Annotated in this window: 14 protein-coding genes; 7 read left to right on the top strand and 7 right to left on the bottom strand. The window is 45.3% G+C overall.

Features of this window, described 5'->3' with window-relative positions; all coding sequences use genetic code 11:
* Window positions 1-105: 105 nt before the first annotated feature.
* The 5 genes from minE to DVY93_RS08080 all read right to left on the bottom strand — a co-directional run bounded on the left by minE (window position 106) and on the right by DVY93_RS08080 (window position 4,800).
* Window positions 106-396, bottom strand: a complete 291-nt coding sequence (gene minE / locus DVY93_RS08060) for a cell division topological specificity factor MinE (RefSeq protein WP_193005267.1) — start codon at window positions 394-396, stop codon at window positions 106-108.
* Window positions 397-398: 2 nt separating this feature from the next.
* On the bottom strand, window positions 399-1,211 hold the full coding sequence (gene minD, locus DVY93_RS08065; protein ID WP_193005268.1) for a septum site-determining protein MinD: 813 nt from the start codon (window positions 1,209-1,211) through the stop codon (window positions 399-401).
* Between the two features lie 405 nt (window positions 1,212-1,616).
* Entirely contained in the window at window positions 1,617-2,441 is an 825-nt protein-coding gene (gene minC, locus DVY93_RS08070) for a septum site-determining protein MinC (RefSeq protein WP_230710195.1), read from the bottom strand.
* 108 nt (window positions 2,442-2,549) lie between these two features.
* A complete protein-coding gene (locus DVY93_RS08075) occupies window positions 2,550-3,644 on the bottom strand; it encodes a hypothetical protein (RefSeq protein WP_230710197.1) in 1,095 nt (364 codons plus the stop codon).
* 202 nt (window positions 3,645-3,846) lie between these two features.
* Window positions 3,847-4,800, bottom strand: a complete 954-nt coding sequence (locus DVY93_RS08080) for an acyltransferase (protein ID WP_230710199.1) — start codon at window positions 4,798-4,800, stop codon at window positions 3,847-3,849.
* Window positions 4,801-5,325: 525 nt separating this feature from the next.
* Here DVY93_RS08080 and DVY93_RS08085 point away from each other — a divergent pair.
* The 7 genes from DVY93_RS08085 (at window position 5,326) to DVY93_RS08115 (ending at window position 13,888) form a co-directional block, all read left to right on the top strand.
* Entirely contained in the window at window positions 5,326-5,982 is a 657-nt protein-coding gene (locus tag DVY93_RS08085; protein WP_230710200.1) for an OmpA family protein, read from the top strand.
* 399 nt (window positions 5,983-6,381) lie between these two features.
* A complete protein-coding gene (locus DVY93_RS08090; RefSeq protein WP_230710202.1) occupies window positions 6,382-7,842 on the top strand; it encodes an imelysin family protein in 1,461 nt (486 codons plus the stop codon).
* 261 nt (window positions 7,843-8,103) lie between these two features.
* Window positions 8,104-9,756: a di-heme oxidoreductase family protein gene (locus DVY93_RS08095; RefSeq protein ID WP_230710204.1), complete on the top strand. Its 1,653-nt coding sequence runs from the start codon at window positions 8,104-8,106 to the stop codon at window positions 9,754-9,756.
* Between the two features lie 41 nt (window positions 9,757-9,797).
* The gene (locus DVY93_RS08100) at window positions 9,798-10,949 is read left to right on the top strand and encodes an imelysin family protein (protein ID WP_230710206.1); all 1,152 of its coding nucleotides are present in this window, start codon (window positions 9,798-9,800) and stop codon (window positions 10,947-10,949) included.
* A gap of 3 nt (window positions 10,950-10,952) precedes the next feature.
* A complete protein-coding gene (locus DVY93_RS08105) occupies window positions 10,953-12,503 on the top strand; it encodes a DUF1513 domain-containing protein (RefSeq protein WP_230710208.1) in 1,551 nt (516 codons plus the stop codon).
* A gap of 2 nt (window positions 12,504-12,505) precedes the next feature.
* On the top strand, window positions 12,506-13,174 hold the full coding sequence (locus tag DVY93_RS08110; protein WP_230710210.1) for a M48 family metallopeptidase: 669 nt from the start codon (window positions 12,506-12,508) through the stop codon (window positions 13,172-13,174).
* A gap of 108 nt (window positions 13,175-13,282) precedes the next feature.
* Entirely contained in the window at window positions 13,283-13,888 is a 606-nt protein-coding gene (locus tag DVY93_RS08115; RefSeq protein WP_230710212.1) for a methyltransferase domain-containing protein, read from the top strand.
* On the opposite strand, the gene DVY93_RS08120 is transcribed toward DVY93_RS08115, so the two are convergent.
* Window positions 13,866-14,537, bottom strand: a complete 672-nt coding sequence (locus DVY93_RS08120) for an HD domain-containing protein (RefSeq protein WP_230710214.1) — start codon at window positions 14,535-14,537, stop codon at window positions 13,866-13,868. The genes DVY93_RS08115 and DVY93_RS08120 overlap by 23 nt on opposite strands.
* 42 nt (window positions 14,538-14,579) lie before the next feature.
* Window positions 14,580-15,488: a hydrogen peroxide-inducible genes activator gene (locus DVY93_RS08125; protein ID WP_230710215.1), complete on the bottom strand. Its 909-nt coding sequence runs from the start codon at window positions 15,486-15,488 to the stop codon at window positions 14,580-14,582.
* Window positions 15,489-15,596 lie beyond the last annotated feature (108 nt).

Raw genomic sequence — 15,596 nt, forward strand, 5'->3', positions numbered from 1 at the left:
TTTTGTGTTACTTCTTATCGACGAAAAGCCCTAAGCACGAGAGTACTTAGGGCTTTTTTAGGTGCGGCATAAAGGCGTCAAGGCACAAAAGAGCGTTTGACGACGTTATTTTTTATGCTCAGGCAAACTGATATTCATCTCTAGTACATCTAAGCTGTCTTCAGAACGATGATTGATATTGACATCATCTATCTGGACGCCATTGACATACTTATTAACCACTTCTAGTATTTCACGTTTCATTTTTTCGATACGATCAACGGTTAAGCGATTATTTAAACGATTTTCGCTAGCAACGATAACCTTAAGACGTTCAGTAGCTAAATTAGCGCTGCCTGCGCTACTACTGTCGTCAGTACCAAACAGGCTACTCCAAAATCCTTTTTTCTTAGTCATCATTAACCCCCAAACCAGCGCTGTAATAAACTTTTTTTCTTCACGTCAATATGACGTAGTGGACGTTCTTCGCCTAAGAAACGGGCGACAATGTCATCATAACACTGACCAGCAACAGAATCGGTATAATGAATAACGGGCTCACCGTGGTTAGATGCTTCAAGCACTGAATGGCTTTCAGGAACCACGCCAAGTAACGGCACTTTTAGGATATCATTCGAGATCGTATCGATATCCATCATCTCATTAGCAGCGGCACGCTCAGCATTGTAACGAGTGATAATCAAGTGCTCACGTACCGTACCTTGATTCTCTGCGACCTTTTTCGTTTGGCTTTGTAAAATACCAATAATACGATCTGAGTCACGCACTGATGAGATCTCAGGGTTGGTGACGATGATCGCTTCATCAGCATGATACATTGCTAACTGAGCCCCACGCTCAATGCCAGCAGGCGAATCGCAGATAATATAGTCAAACTGTTTAGACAGCTCAGCCATAACCTCCGCCACACCTTCATTTGTCAATGCGTCTTTGTCACGGGTTTGACTGGCGGGAAGGATGTACAAGTTTTCGAGCTGTTTGTCTTTGACAAGGGCTTGCGACAAGCGCGCGTTACCGGTGATGACATCGACAAAATCGTAAACAATTCGGTTCTCACAACCCATGATCAAGTCTAGATTACGTAGACCCACATCAAAATCGATAACGACTGTCTTATAGCCACGCAACGCTAAACCAGCGGCAAAAGAGGCACTTGTCGTGGTTTTGCCCACACCGCCTTTACCTGAAGTGATTACAACTATCTTCGCCACAATGGCACACTCCTATGAATCAATGGGTTATCTTTATATAAATAGGGCAACGGCATGTTATTCACATACGATATATACACTACCTGCGAACCTAGCCTAGCATAAATAAACAAAAATTTATAGCAGGTCGAGACTAAAGCAGAAAAACAGTTTCTATATAGACCACACGGCCTCGTTACCTAAAATTTACCAGTTAATACGGCCTTTTTTATCTAATAAAATAGGCATGTATGAAGAGGGTAAATAGTGGCAGAGCTAGCGATTCATCATAGAGCAATTTTGTTAAATAAACTTACTATAATATTAAGTAAGCCACTTATAAGGCCGTTAAGAGTCGACCAGCTTAGTCAGCCGACCCTTCTAAAAAGCGCCTAAAATACTGATGGGTGCAAACCAGTGAGTCTGTTAGGTTTCATCCATCACCGTAAATACCAGACCTTCACCTTCTATAAACCTGACTTGCACTGACTTATCAATCACATGCTCGGGTAAGTTGTCGCGCAAGCAATAGGTGCCAGCCACCGAAACCAATGATGGATTGAAAACCTGACAAAAAATACGCGCATCTTTGTCACCAGTTGCGCCTGCAACCAGTCGACCTTGGGCACGACCGTAGATGTGTAAGCTATTATCAGTAATCGCTTCAGCACCGCTATTGACACTGTTGGTCAAGATTAAGTCACCGCCAACATGATTGAGGCTTTGCCCTGAGCGTAGCATTTGGTCATAAATGAGGCTGGTAATTTGCTCAGTGCTCACTAGGGATTCTGCAGTGACATCAGATATCGTTGTCTCAGTGGCTGTGTCGTTGATTGCAGGGGTGTCTTTATTGTTGGCCAAATCGGCATTTTTATCCTCGGCTACTTTAGCGACCTGCGGCGCTGCTTTTTTGCTCGGTAAAATACGCTCGATACGTTTGCCATCGGCGGGGAAGATCGCCAAGCGCTGTGCGCGTGCTTGTTCGTCCAGCTTCCCTGTCACTACGCCGATAGGTTGTAGACCCCATGACCATAACAGCTCTACCAATGCTGATAAGTCTTGCTCAACCTCACTATCGATGAGGATGGGGATATTGCTGGTTTTATTGCTCAGCGTTTCAGCAAGCTGGGCTTCAATAGCGACCAGATCATCGGTACTAAACTGCAAACGTGAAAAGGTCAGCATCTTGCCATAAAAGGCCAACGCTGGTGCGGCACTCGAGGCCTGGTTATTGTTCTCTAAAACTGTCATATATAAATCCTCAAGAGATAATCCTATCGCTGTACTCACGCTGCTATTTTGTTATCGAACCATATTGTTTATTTACTACTGAGCCATACCCACTGTTAGAAGTACAGGTTACAAATTAAGCATGTCTTGATGTTTCCACTGCTGTACTTTTACTTGAGCTTCAAACTCAGTCAGACTGTCATCAATGATACTCGAAATCAAGGTATCCAGTGCAGTATTATCCGTGTCTATATTCGCAATACCATTCGCAATCGCTACCATCAATGCGTCGAGACGCTCAGTGTCAAGCAGGCGTTTATTCAACGCGTAAACGACGTTTTCACCTATGTTATGCCCGACATGTTGTAGCTGCGATTCAATTAAACTACCAGCGATGGGTATCATGCGCAGGTAACGGCGTAACTCGGGGGTGTTGGCCAACCCTTCTTCAATAGCATGGCCCATCTCACTGGCTAACATATTGCCGCCGCCTGTTGATGCCGTCAATGCCTGTAATTTGGGTGCTAGCTCTGACCGTAGTACGGACAACAATGCGGCTTCAATTTCCGTGCGATTTCGCGCAATCGTGGATTCAATAAGTGATTTGTGCGTCTCAGGGTTGGTCAGTTGCTGCCGAAAATTTTGGATAGCGGTTAGTATGACGCGATCAGACAGCTCTTCTAAGAGTAAGTCGATATAGAATGTAATGCGATTGATCCAGGGCTGCGGCAGTACTTGGTAGCCAAGCTGATATAAGCGCCTGCCGATGACCACTGCTCGAAACAAACGTAAGGCTCGTAGCTGCGGAAAACAACCCAGTACTTCGTACCAATGGACAAAAGGAAAAAAGAACCAGCGATAATAAACTTGTTGTTTCACTGCAATCGCCCAACGCAACAACAGCTCAAGAATTAAAAAGACGGTAAAAAAACCGCCAACAGTACGCAAAGGGTCATGCAGGGTATTTTGATACCAGTTGAGCGCCTCGCTAATGCTTAGCCACCCTGCGACATTGTGACTAAAGTTACTCATCAAGATCGCATCCACACTAATCAGTAGCAGATCAATACTGATCGCAATAATCATCACGATATCATAAGTAAGTTTTAAGCGATTTGGCTTTGGGCGATTGGGTCGGGGCAGCTTATCATCTGATAAACGAGGCGACTGATTTGGCACGGGCGCTGAGTCTAGCGGTGGACTAGTAATAGGAGAGGCGGACACAGTCAAACCTTATAAGTAATCAATAGCATAAAAAATAAGCGACTCAAATAGCACATGGCCACCAAGTCAGTCATGGGAAAAAAGCCATAAGCTTATAACCATTCACATTATCAATGAATAAGGTTAAAAAACAACCCATCTTTTATTATAATTATGCACTGATTCTCTTTACGCCCTCACGCTCTTAACCGTCATAAACGGCTTAAGTTTGCGGGTTTGCTTCAAACTCAGCCAGCATCTCTGTAATCAGCTGGTCTTTTTCGCGCCATATTTGCTCAACCCACTCAAACATTTGCGCTTTTACGGCGGCATCGTTTTCATATCCACCATTTTGGATGCCAGTGAATAGGGCATCAGGTATCTTGATATGCCTGACATCCACACCCAAGCGTTTAATGTTTCCTTTCCAAAGATCACTATAAGTCGGTACCCCATCCGGATAGACAATGGTCATATCTAACATGCCATCGATATCGGCGCCTAACGCGTTAATGGCCAATGATAAACCGCCTGCGCGTGGCTTTAGGAGGTGCGTATAAGGGGACTGCTGCTGTGTATGTTTGGCCTTGGTAAAGCGCGTACCTTCTAGATAATTTAACAAGGTGAATGGTTTGCCTTTCAAAAGCGCGCAGGCACGCTTGGCTTCTTCAATGTCCTTACCTTTTAAGGCAGGATTTTTGGCGATGGCCTCTTTGGAATATCGGCGCATCATTGGGAAATCTAAAAAGTAAAAGGCTTGGCCAACAATGGGAATGTAGATCAGTTCAAATTTGGTGAAAAATCGGGTTAACGGCAAGCGTTTTTCACTAATATACTGCACGATACTGGTGTCGACCCAAGACTGATGGTTACTGATAAGCAAGTATTTACCATGCATATGAACGTCATCGGGTAAGTTGATGCGCCAATCTTTACGCGGCAGTATGTTGTCGATTAACGCATTGTTACTACCGATCCAGTGATTGGTGATTTTGATGACTGTCTTATCGGCAATAGCCGCGCCAGTGAAAATCTTGCCAACGCCCATTAGCCATAAAGGAATGCTACAACTGAAGCTGTTGGCTGCGATGACGCCAGTGGCTGTCGCAAGGGAGACGGCTTTGCCTAACTTTGGGGTGCGTTTGTGTATTTTTTGAATCGCAGATGTTAGTCGCATGCTAAATCCTTTTCGGTCGATCTTATGAGTATGTAAGGCATCCATTGCTGGAGCTGCTCGTTTGACTAGGCTCAAAGACATGTATATTTTTATGGGGTCAAAAAAGTAACATTATAAATTTTTGTCTATAAATAAATCTATGATCAACTCAAGACGTTTTAGTCATGAGGCATCATGAGAAAACGCTAAGCATGGCTTATAAAGACAGCTGCCTATACCCGAGTGTTACTTAGCCCTTGCTATTGTTTAATTTTAGCAGAAAGGCCGCCTAGTGTACGCGTGTAAACGTGACTTGTGATACCAGTACTAAAAATCAAAAATTTGAGGTTCAGAAATTTGCCCGTATAGCAATCTAGTAACGCATTCTGCACTTCTCATACACAGGTATGACAAAATATTACACATGGTTAGATGGGAGTTGCCATAATGACAACGAGTGTATATATACACCTAGAAAAAATTAATGGAAAATATTTATAAAAAGCACACCTTATCTATAACTTTTTAAGCTTAAGAGGAAATATTATGCGTAATAAATTAATGATTGCAGCAGTTGCATCAGGTCTAGCGCTTAGTGGTTGTACTACTGATCCAAACACAGGACAACAACGTCTAAACAAGACCGCACTTGGTACGTTAGTTGGCGCAGCTGGTGGTGCTACTATCTCAAAAGCAACTGGCGGCGATAAAACAGGTCGTGATGCTGCGATTGGGGCCGCTTTAGGTGCAGGTGTTGGTTATTATATGGAGCGTCAGGCTAAGCAGCTTGAGCAACAAATGGCTGGTACAGGCGTCACGGTTGAGCAAAACCCTAGCACCGGTAACATCGATTTGGTTATGCCAGGTAACATCACCTTTGCCTTTGACGATGCGACCCTAAGCTCATCTTTCAAGCCAACACTTGATAAGCTGGCCTCTACCATGAACCAGTACAATAAAACCACTGTGAACATTACTGGTCACACAGATAGCCGAGGTTCAGCGTCGTACAACATGGGTCTGTCACGTGATCGTGCTTACTCAGTGGCTAACTATCTGACGGCTCGCGGTGTCGCTTCTAATCGTATCAATGTAGTGGCTTATGGGGAATCGCGTCCAGTAGCTGATAACAGCACTGATTATGGTCGCCAGCAAAACCGCCGTGTTGAGCTAACCATTAACTCTCCACAGAGTGTTAACTAATCAAGAGATTGTTAGAGATTTAACAGCTATCCCTATAGTGGTTATTTATCTTAGATAAAATTGATCTTACTTAACACGTAAAAAAGACCAGCTTATTGCTGGTCTTTTTTTATGTTTGATTTAACCATTTTTTATTCCTGCTTAAAGGATAATTTAATAAAATCAAGAAGGAACCTAAAATTAAATATTGATAATGATTATCAATAACACTATAATTTGTAAAGTTTTCTTATTGCTGTAGTATGAAACGTCTTACTATGCACGATAACTTACTATGCATGATAAATAGTCAGTGTGGGTAGCTAAGATCTCTTGCGGTAATAGGATCTAAATGATTAATATAATGGATGCTCTTTAATCAAAACCAATTTTCTTTTGCTATATTTTTTGAGGATGTGTATGACGACTACCACAGTAACGAGCCGTAAGATTTTACCAACTACTTTAGCTGCTGCACTTGCAGGGCTGTTAATGGTATCGGGTTGCACCAAGCAAACTGCCGAAGACGCTGACACGAGCGCTGATACGCAAACAGAAGTGCAAAGTACAGAAGCGGCTGATGATACCCAGCTGTCAGCTGCCGATAAGGCTCACACTGATAGACTGATGATCAGCTATGCCAACATGGCGCATGCCGCTTATAAAGACTCGTTAGATACTGCCAAAGCGCTACAAACGGCAGTAGAAACATACGTAGCAACGCCTACTCAAGCAAATCTTGATGCGGCAAAAGCTGCTTATAAAGCGGCACGTCAGCCTTATTCACAAACTGAGATTTTCCGTTTTGATGAAGGTTTTGTCACAGCCAATGACAAACGTGAAATTGGCAGCATCGATAGCTGGGAGGGGCAGGTAAATGCTTGGCCACTTGATGAGGCTCTGATTGATTATGTCAGTGACAGCTATGAAGGCGAGTACAGCAGTCAAGACAATATCATCAACAGTGATAGCATTACGGTTGGGAGCGTCAAGCAAGATACCAGCACCATTACCCCTGAGCTGTTAGCAGAAATGAATGAGATTGGTGGTAGTGAAGCCAACGTGACTACTGGCTATCACGCCATTGAGTTCATGCTATGGGGTCAAGACACGAATGGGGTGGGCGAAGGCGCAGGCAATCGTCCGGTAAGCGACTATGTAACTAAAGCTGGTGAATGTACCAGTGGTGATACAGTCAATGAAGATGCGAGCATATGTGAGCGCCGTGGTGAGTTCTTAAAAGCCGCCGCTCAGTTACTGGTGGATGACTTAACAGCGATGGAAGCTGAGTGGCAGCCTGAAAGTGAAAATACCTTACGCAGCGACCTTATGGCACGTAAATATGACAATGGTTTGCGTCAGATTATGTACCAGATGGGCAGCTTAGCACTTGGTGAGCTTGCGTCCGAGCGTATGCAGGTTGCATTTGTCACAGGCTCTACTGAAGATGAGCACGAGTGTTTTAGTGACTTGACGCATCTTAGCTATGCTAATAATGCTCGCGGGATTCAAAATGTTTTTAACGGTAGCTATAAGACAGTCGCTGGTAAAACAGTCGGGGGTTATGGCGTGAAAGACTACCTTATAGACACGGGTAACCAAGAAGCCGCTGATAAGTTGGCTACTGATTTCGCTAACGTAGAAGCTGCCTTTAACGTGCTTGTTGAAAAAGCGGAAAAAGAAGGGATCAAGGTTGATCAAATGATTGCTACCGCAGGTCAAGTTAGCGACCAAGGGATTTCAGCTGAAGAACAAAATGTCCGCCGCAGTTGGATTGAAAATAGTATTACCAGCTTACAAGAGCTGACTGCTGGTATCGAAAATGCGGCAAAAGCGGTGGGTATTGATAACCTAGATGCTGACGCAGGGTCGCAATTTTAAGTTAAGAAGTATGTGCTTAAAACAGCCAACTGAATCTACTTATGATGCCTAAGCAGTCGTTATAAGTCAGTGAGGATGATTTGGCTAGAAAAATAATTTAGGTATAATACACACGTTGTCGACCGCTGTTGGCAACGTGTTTTTTATACCGTATTAAAATAGCCTGATAGGTCAGTGCGCAGCTGTACCCTGTCGACTAGATGTTCGGCACTTCATAGCACGCGATTTTAATGGTTCTATACTAGAACTAAGGTACTCTCTATGAACACCAAAGATGTCTTAAAAGCCAAACAACCTGCCTTGTTCTACTCTTCTTTTATCAACAAAAGCGCGCCAGCAAAGCTGACACTTGGGGTGGTTTTCACTTTGTTTCTCAGTGCCTGTCAGCCGACTGACGGTGTGTCTGATGGCGCTGCTGTTAATACAGAGGGGGCAGTCGATCACCAAGCTTTAGCGCCTGAACGACGCCAAACCATCGAGGCGCTGGCTGGCGTACCACTACAGCAATTGGTCAGCTTTGATCCGCAAGAGATCAAGCAAGGTGGCGACACAGGTATCAGTATCAGTAGTGCCGAGAGTTACTCTAAACCTTCATCAAATTTGACGGCTTCGCGTAAAGGGTCTTTTTTTATTGGGAATGCCTTTTTTCGGCAACCGTGGGTGATCGCCCCTGCTAGCACGGATAGCCGAGATGGTCTGGGGGCTTTATTTAATGTCGCTGCTTGCCAGTCTTGTCATGTCAAAGACGGTCGGGGACATGCGCCTATGAGTATGGATGACGATGCTGACAGTTTGCTTATTCGTCTGGCGATGCCAGCGACCACGGATGAGCAGCGCCAGCAATTGCAGAACTCACTGATCGAAAAAGTCGCTCATCCTATGTATGGTGGACAGCTACAAGATCGTGGGATTCAAGGCGTACCTGCCGAAGCGAGAATTGCGGTACAGTGGACAGATAAAACGGTTACTTTTACCGACGGTCATGTCGAAACGTTACGTGCACCTACTTTTAATTTGACCAAGCCAGGTTATGGCCCATTCGACGATGAATTGATGGTATCACCGCGTGTTGCCTTACCAATGATTGGGCTTGGGCTGCTCGAACAAATACCTGACGAAGACATTAAAAAACAAGCCATCGATAACAATAATAATAGCGATATCAGTGGAAAATTTAACTGGGTGATGGATCCGCAAACTGGCAAGCATGCGCTAGGACGCTTCGGCTGGAAAGCTGGGCAAACCAAATTGCTTACCCAAAACCAAAGCGCCTTTAATGAAGATATGGGTCTGACGTCAAATATCCGCCCGCACGAGTCATGTATGCCGACACAAACCGCTTGTGTGAAGGCGACGACTGGCGCGGATGAGCAAGGGGACGGTAGGCCACCTATTGAAGTCAATGATGAGGTGGCAAAATTTGTCGAATTTTATACACGCAATTTAGCCGTACCGCATCGCCGCAATGCTGATGACAAGCTGGTGCTGGCTGGCAAAAAACGCTTTTATGATATGGGCTGTCAGAGTTGTCACACGCCAAGGTATCAACTGCCAAAAACCGATGATGACCATCTTGAGCAGCATGGACAAGTGATTTATCCTTATACGGACTTACTACTTCATGACATGGGGGATGATCTCGCCGATCGTACGATTGCTGGCAAACTGCCACCTAAAGATGCCCAAGTTGAGTTTTTAGCCAACTCATACGAATGGCGTACGCCCGCTTTATGGGGCATTGGTCTTGCCCAAACCGTTGATCCACAAGCGACGTTTTTGCATGATGGCCGCGCTCGTACCCTCATGGAAGCGGTGTTATGGCATGGCGGAGAAGCACAAAAACAACAGAAAAAAGTACTTAACCTTGACAAACAAGGACGGGCTGAACTGAATGCGTTTTTAAAATCATTATAAAAACCATGTAAATGACTACCTATAAAATTACCGAGAAACTTATGAAAATAAACCATGCTTTAGCAGTGGCGTTGTCTGCCTTGAGTGCTGGATTGCTGATCAGCTGTGTAAAACCGGCTGATGAGAGTAAAGCGCCAGACGTGGATAGCCAAAAGGTGGCACAAGATAGCGCTACCTCTGCCAGTGCAACAGAAGGGGCGGGCGATACTATTGCTCAAATAACGGCAGTAGACATTAGCGCTGATACTGAACAAACCTACCTGACCCACGTGGCAAATGATATTGTCATCCCAGCATATGCGGACGTGGCTAAGCAAAGTGATGCACTGCATGATTTGGCCCAAAAGCACTGTCAGCAGGCCCCTGTCAGCGGTGAAGAGCTACAAGCGCTGCGCGATCAATGGCTGGTGTTGGCACAAGCATGGGCAAGTGCGGAGATGATTAATTTTGGTCCAGCGACCGCCAGTATGAGCAATCTGTACATCAATTATTATCCGGACGAGCGCGGACTGGTGCATAGCGGTGTGGCAGAGCTGATTGCGTCCAACCCAACGCTCAGCCCTGAACAGCTCGCTAATGAGAGCGCTATCGTCCAAGGGGTGCCAGGTTTAGAAGAAGCGTTATATGCCAATGACAGTTTAGATGCGAGTCAGTGTGCTTATGTGATAAGCGCAAGCAGTGCCTTGAGCACACGTTTAAAAGACATTGAGAAAAACTGGCAGCAGAATTCTACCGAATTACTGGCGATTGATAAGACGGCTGAAAGTGACCAAGGGCTAAATCAATGGTTTAACTCTTTGCTATCCTTAGTTGAGACCATGAAATCTAATGCCATTGAGCAGCCACTGGGCTTAACAGGAAAAGCCAAAGGCCATGTGCCAGCTGCTACTGCTGGACAAAGCCGTGCTATTATCAATGCTAAATTGGCCACTTTAAACACAGCGTTGACCGACCCCGTCTTAACCGCTATTTTGGGCAGTAACAACGAAAACAACGTGGCTGATAGTTTATCGACGGCGCTTGCCGATACCACGACATTATTGGCACAGATGCCAGAAGACTTAACCACCGCTGATACAGCCACGCAGCAAAAGTTGCTGGATCATCTGACTACGATTACGCGCCTCATAAAGCGTCAATTGATTCCGACACTTGGGATTCGTGTGGGTTTTAATAGTACTGATGGCGATTAAACAATGCAGACTATCAGAGCCAAGCCCGCCGTAACAATGACTAAGCATTTCTATAAACCTGATGAGTTAGAAAACAGACCATTAGATAAAAAATTTGCTCATGAACTGCTGGCGACGTCAGTGTTGACAATAATTGGCACAGCAGGGCTGGTCGGTATACATCATCGCTCGCGCAAACAACGGCATCCTGACGCAAGTTTGCAAGATTATGTGACTGGCTTTCGTTCGCAGTTGCCCTTACTACCGTCCGCCTTGAAGCCGCAGTTAACGCGCTTGCGCTATGCTTGCCAGCAGGCAACGATAGCGTGGCAATGCGCTTATAATGCTACCTCGTTAGCGGATAAAGGTAACGGCAATAGCTCGACCAACTTTAGCGCTGTACATACCACCACCATGCTAGCGCGTCCCGTTTGTTGGGTCAGCGGTGTGGCGTCCATGCCAAAAAATATCGCATCGATAAAAGATAAAAATGCCACCACCGATGCGCATGATTTTGGGGTAGTCGGTATCGATGCAGACAGGCAAATTGTCTGGCAAACCACCATGCCTGAACGTGTCCATGACATCGTCGTTCAGCCAGATTTCCATCTACAAAGTGAGCTTGAGCATAAGCCTCAAAGCCGTGATGTGGTGGTGATGGGTCGCCGTCCCAGTGAAAAATTCTGGGTACTCGATACGCAAACAGGGCAGGTAAAGACTGCCATCCAAGCTGCGACCAATCGACATTTTTATGGTCATGCGTGCTATAGCTTAGATAGCAAATGGCTCTATGTGACTGAGAATGACACGGTCCATTTGGACGGAAAAATTGGTGTCTATGATGCTTATTATGATTACAAAAAAATAGCTGAATTCGACTCGCACGGCATCGGCCCACATGAGCTGATCATGCATCCTGATGGTGACACTTTGGTGATCGCCAATGGGGGTATTAAAACCGAACAGGCTTCTCGCGAAGAACTCAATTTAGACACCATGCGCCCGTCGCTGGTTTATTTAAACCGTCATAACGGTACCTTGCTTGAACAAATCACACCTGAGCACAATCAGATGAGCGTGCGTCATCTCGCCATGCATGATAATGGCACTGTGATGATTGGTATTCAGTTTCAGGGAGAAAGGCACATTAATGTGCCACTTGTCCTGACGCACAAACGCGGAGATCCTAATTTTAGTCCCTTAGTCATGCCGAACAATCAATGGCAGCGCTTTCATCAATATATCGCCAGTGTGGCGGTGGATAGTGAGCGTAATCATTTGTGTGTGACCACACCGATTGGTGGCTGTGCGGCAATCTTTGATTTAACGACGCGTACTTTGATTGATGTTGTCAGTTTGCCAGACTGCGCTGGGGCAGCAATAATAGCTGGCAAGACAGGCAGTAACCGGGAAAAATTAGGATTTATCGTGAGTGATGGGCAAGGTCAATTAACCACGTTATGCGTGACTCATTTATCAACGACCGCATTAGAGACTAGTGACAATATTGAGCGTGTGCTGACAGATAGCCAACTCCAGAGGATGTCTTTTGACAACCATTTGCAGGCGCTTTGAGAATGAGTTTACTGCCAGAACAGAGTACCCCTTTATTAGAGAAAGCTATTCAGTATTTGGCAAGGGCAGGGATTGAGCTATGCGTGACCAAAAAGCGCGTTAAAAACATCAATTTTCGACTAAAGCCACATTTATTGATGGTATCTGTACCAAGATTTATTAGTACGGTACAAATGGGGCAGGCTATTGCTAAGCGGGTACCGTGGGCCATTGCTAACCACGCGCAAGTGTTGGAACAACATCAGCGCAAACAAAGCACCGCACTCGAATTGTCAACTGCTGAGAGTCCGCTTCTGTTGTGGGGTATGGCGCAACCATTTACTTTAAACCACGATGAAAAATTGGCGTGTTATCGGCGGCAACTTTCCACAGTAATGCCTGCGTTATTTAAAAAGTGGCAGCCAATCGTTGGCGCTCAAGCCAATGAGATACGATTAAAAAAAATGCATACACGTTGGGGCAGTTGCAACACGCGTGCGCGCCGAATTTGGCTCTCGGTTTATCTCCCTGCTTATCCCATTGAATGCACCGAATATGTGATCGTCCATGAGCTATGCCACTTGCATCATGCCAATCACAGCCCTGCATTTTGGCAAACGGTGGCGACAGCGATGCCTGACTATCAGCGCTGGCATAACCTGTTGGCCGGTAAAACGGGTCAGTTAGACTAGGCCTCTCACGTAAACCATGTAGACTGTTTTAGTAAGCCTGTTATGATAAGACATAGCGGTAGTGGTAGTTTCATTTAAATAATGCAGTTAGGCATACAAGGATGTCATATGGAACAGGTCAGTCAAGCCGAGTTTTGGCAGCAGCGTTATGAGCAAGACAGCACTGGTTGGGATATGGGTAAAATATCACCGCCACTCAAAGCCTATATTGATCAGCTACCTGAGAGTGCCAAACATCAGGCCATTTTAGTACCGGGTGCAGGCAATGCTTACGAAGTGGGCTACTTACACGAGCAAGGTTTTACCAATGTGACATTGGTTGATTTCGCGCCTGCCCCAATTGAGGCATTTGCAGCGCGTTATCCTCACTTTCCCTCTACACATTTAATCTGTGCGGACTTTTTTAGTTTGTCAGATGAGCAATATCAATTTGACTGGATACTGGAGCAGACGTTTTTTTGTGCGATCAATCCAGCAAGACGTGATGAGTATGTGCAGCAGATGGCGGCGCTGCTTAAGCCTAACGGTAAACTGGTGGGATTACTATTCAACAAAGATTTTGGACAAGTGCAGCCGCCATTCGGTGGCACACAAGCGGAGTATCAGCAGCGTTTTGCCCCCTATTTTGATATTGAGATTATGGAGCCGAGCGATAACTCGCATCCAGCACGGCAGGGCAGTGAGCTGTTTATTAAGATGCGCATAAAAGACTGATCTCACGCTCCATATTTTCTCGAGCTTGTTGCTCTAATCGTTCATAGTAATATGAGGTGAGATAGAGTTTGGGATGCGCTAATAGTTTCTGTAATACTGTCACTCGACCGATTCGGTAATCGATGACGGAAATATGCGCGTACTCTTGGCGTACCGCGCGCGCATAACGTTCATACTCAGGCCAAGGCGTCCCTAAAATACTTAAGTCCGTATCTAACAAGTAGGCCGCATCACTGCGTTTATCATCGTCTGTCAATTCGCTAAGTTGATGAGTGGCAGTCATTAAAATAAGCGCATAGATATATCGACATTGCTCATCATTCAGATATCCCTTTAACTGATCTACTGCGTATTTAGCGCTTTTAAGCTCGTTATCTGAGCGTATCGGATGGTATATTACATCGTGGTAATACAGCGCCAAAGCGATGAGATGTGGCTTGTGGAGATGCGAGACAATCTGTTCGAACTGTTCAAACAGCTGCCGCACGTGACGTAAAGTGTGATAAGCGCGCTGGGTTTCGTTGTAACGAACAGCGATATCTCGCCACAGTGTTTTTGTCTCTGTTGGTAGGACATCACGGTTGATCGCAGATAAATGCTGCGCAAAACGATTGCCCAGTTCAGTATTTATTTGCGAAAATTCGTGCATATTTATCCTGCTTTTTATAGTGACGACGACTCATTAGGATGGTTAACTTTTATTGGCATCCTCTTCAAAAGCTTGTTTAAACACTTTACCAAGCAAATTGACATCATCGACACGGGAATAATTTAGACGGGTGACAAAAGCGATATGACGATGTGGTCCTTCCTCTGCTAGTGGCACTGCAACTGCGTTGCGGTTTTGCAGATGCAACTGATCCAGCGCCATCTCAGGTACCAACGTCGTACCCATATTGGCGAGTGCCATCTGAATTAAGGTATTAAGACTGGCATCAGAAAAACTGGATTTCATCTGCGCGCGGTCAAAGTGACAGACAGAGAGCGTTTGGTCAGTTAAGCAATGACCTTCACCCAATAACATAAGATTGGCAGTGGCCAGCTCATCAGCATCAATAGTGTCTAGCTTGGCGTGCGCATCATTTTTTGGAAAAACCGCAAAAAAGTCTTCACTCCAAAACTCAAAGCTATGCAGCCCATCTACGGCATAAGGGAGCGCAATGATCGCGGTATCAATATGACCATAACGTACTTGCTCGAGCAGGCGCTCTGTTTGTTGTTCAACGATGGTCATACGAAATTCTGGATAGTTTTTTCGTAGCGCAGGCAACACTTTTGGGAGCAAGTACGGGGCAATGGTGGGAATAATGCCAACCGTCATCGGGTACGCGAGCGGCGATTGATGGCTGTGCGCTCGTGTGGTTAAATCGTGTACCTCAGAAAAAACCCGCTGCGCCCGGGTCAGAATATCTTCACCGATAGGGGTGATTAAGACCTGTTTGTTATTGCGTTCAAAAATTTGAGTGTCCAGCTGTTTTTCTAACTCTGCGATCCCCAAGCTCAGCGCAGATTGTGAGATATTACAGTCTTCTGCCGCCCGTTTAAAATGACGGTGCTTAGCGACTGCTAAGGCAAATTCAAGTTGACGTAAAGTAATCATAAAACCTCTCTGTTAATGGGCTTTTATCGCAATTGATTCCGCTGTGTCATTCGATAGATGAGTACCCTATCATTTGTTTTGAGAATTTCTAATAAGTAGGTACTTACG

The sequence above is a fragment of the Psychrobacter sp. CCUG 69069 genome (assembly GCF_021023115.1).
In the GTDB taxonomy this organism is placed as follows: domain Bacteria; phylum Pseudomonadota; class Gammaproteobacteria; order Pseudomonadales; family Moraxellaceae; genus Psychrobacter; species Psychrobacter namhaensis.

Excerpts from the sequence above, each read along its gene's own strand:
- DVY93_RS08085 (WP_230710200.1), top strand. The coding sequence starts at position 5,326 with ATGCGTAATAAATTAATGATTGCAGCAGTTGCATCAGGTCTAGCGCTT.
- DVY93_RS08125 (WP_230710215.1), bottom strand. The coding sequence starts at position 15,488 with ATGATTACTTTACGTCAACTTGAATTTGCCTTAGCAGTCGCTAAGCAC.
- minE (WP_193005267.1), bottom strand. The coding sequence starts at position 396 with ATGACTAAGAAAAAAGGATTTTGGAGTAGCCTGTTTGGTACTGACGAC.
- DVY93_RS08100 (WP_230710206.1), top strand. The coding sequence starts at position 9,798 with ATGAAAATAAACCATGCTTTAGCAGTGGCGTTGTCTGCCTTGAGTGCT.
- DVY93_RS08110 (WP_230710210.1), top strand. The coding sequence starts at position 12,506 with ATGAGTTTACTGCCAGAACAGAGTACCCCTTTATTAGAGAAAGCTATT.
- DVY93_RS08105 (WP_230710208.1), top strand. The coding sequence starts at position 10,953 with ATGCAGACTATCAGAGCCAAGCCCGCCGTAACAATGACTAAGCATTTC.
- DVY93_RS08120 (WP_230710214.1), bottom strand. The coding sequence starts at position 14,537 with ATGCACGAATTTTCGCAAATAAATACTGAACTGGGCAATCGTTTTGCG.
- DVY93_RS08090 (WP_230710202.1), top strand. The coding sequence starts at position 6,382 with ATGACGACTACCACAGTAACGAGCCGTAAGATTTTACCAACTACTTTA.
- minC (WP_230710195.1), bottom strand. The coding sequence starts at position 2,441 with ATGACAGTTTTAGAGAACAATAACCAGGCCTCGAGTGCCGCACCAGCG.
- DVY93_RS08095 (WP_230710204.1), top strand. The coding sequence starts at position 8,104 with ATGAACACCAAAGATGTCTTAAAAGCCAAACAACCTGCCTTGTTCTAC.
- DVY93_RS08080 (WP_230710199.1), bottom strand. The coding sequence starts at position 4,800 with ATGCGACTAACATCTGCGATTCAAAAAATACACAAACGCACCCCAAAG.
- DVY93_RS08115 (WP_230710212.1), top strand. The coding sequence starts at position 13,283 with ATGGAACAGGTCAGTCAAGCCGAGTTTTGGCAGCAGCGTTATGAGCAA.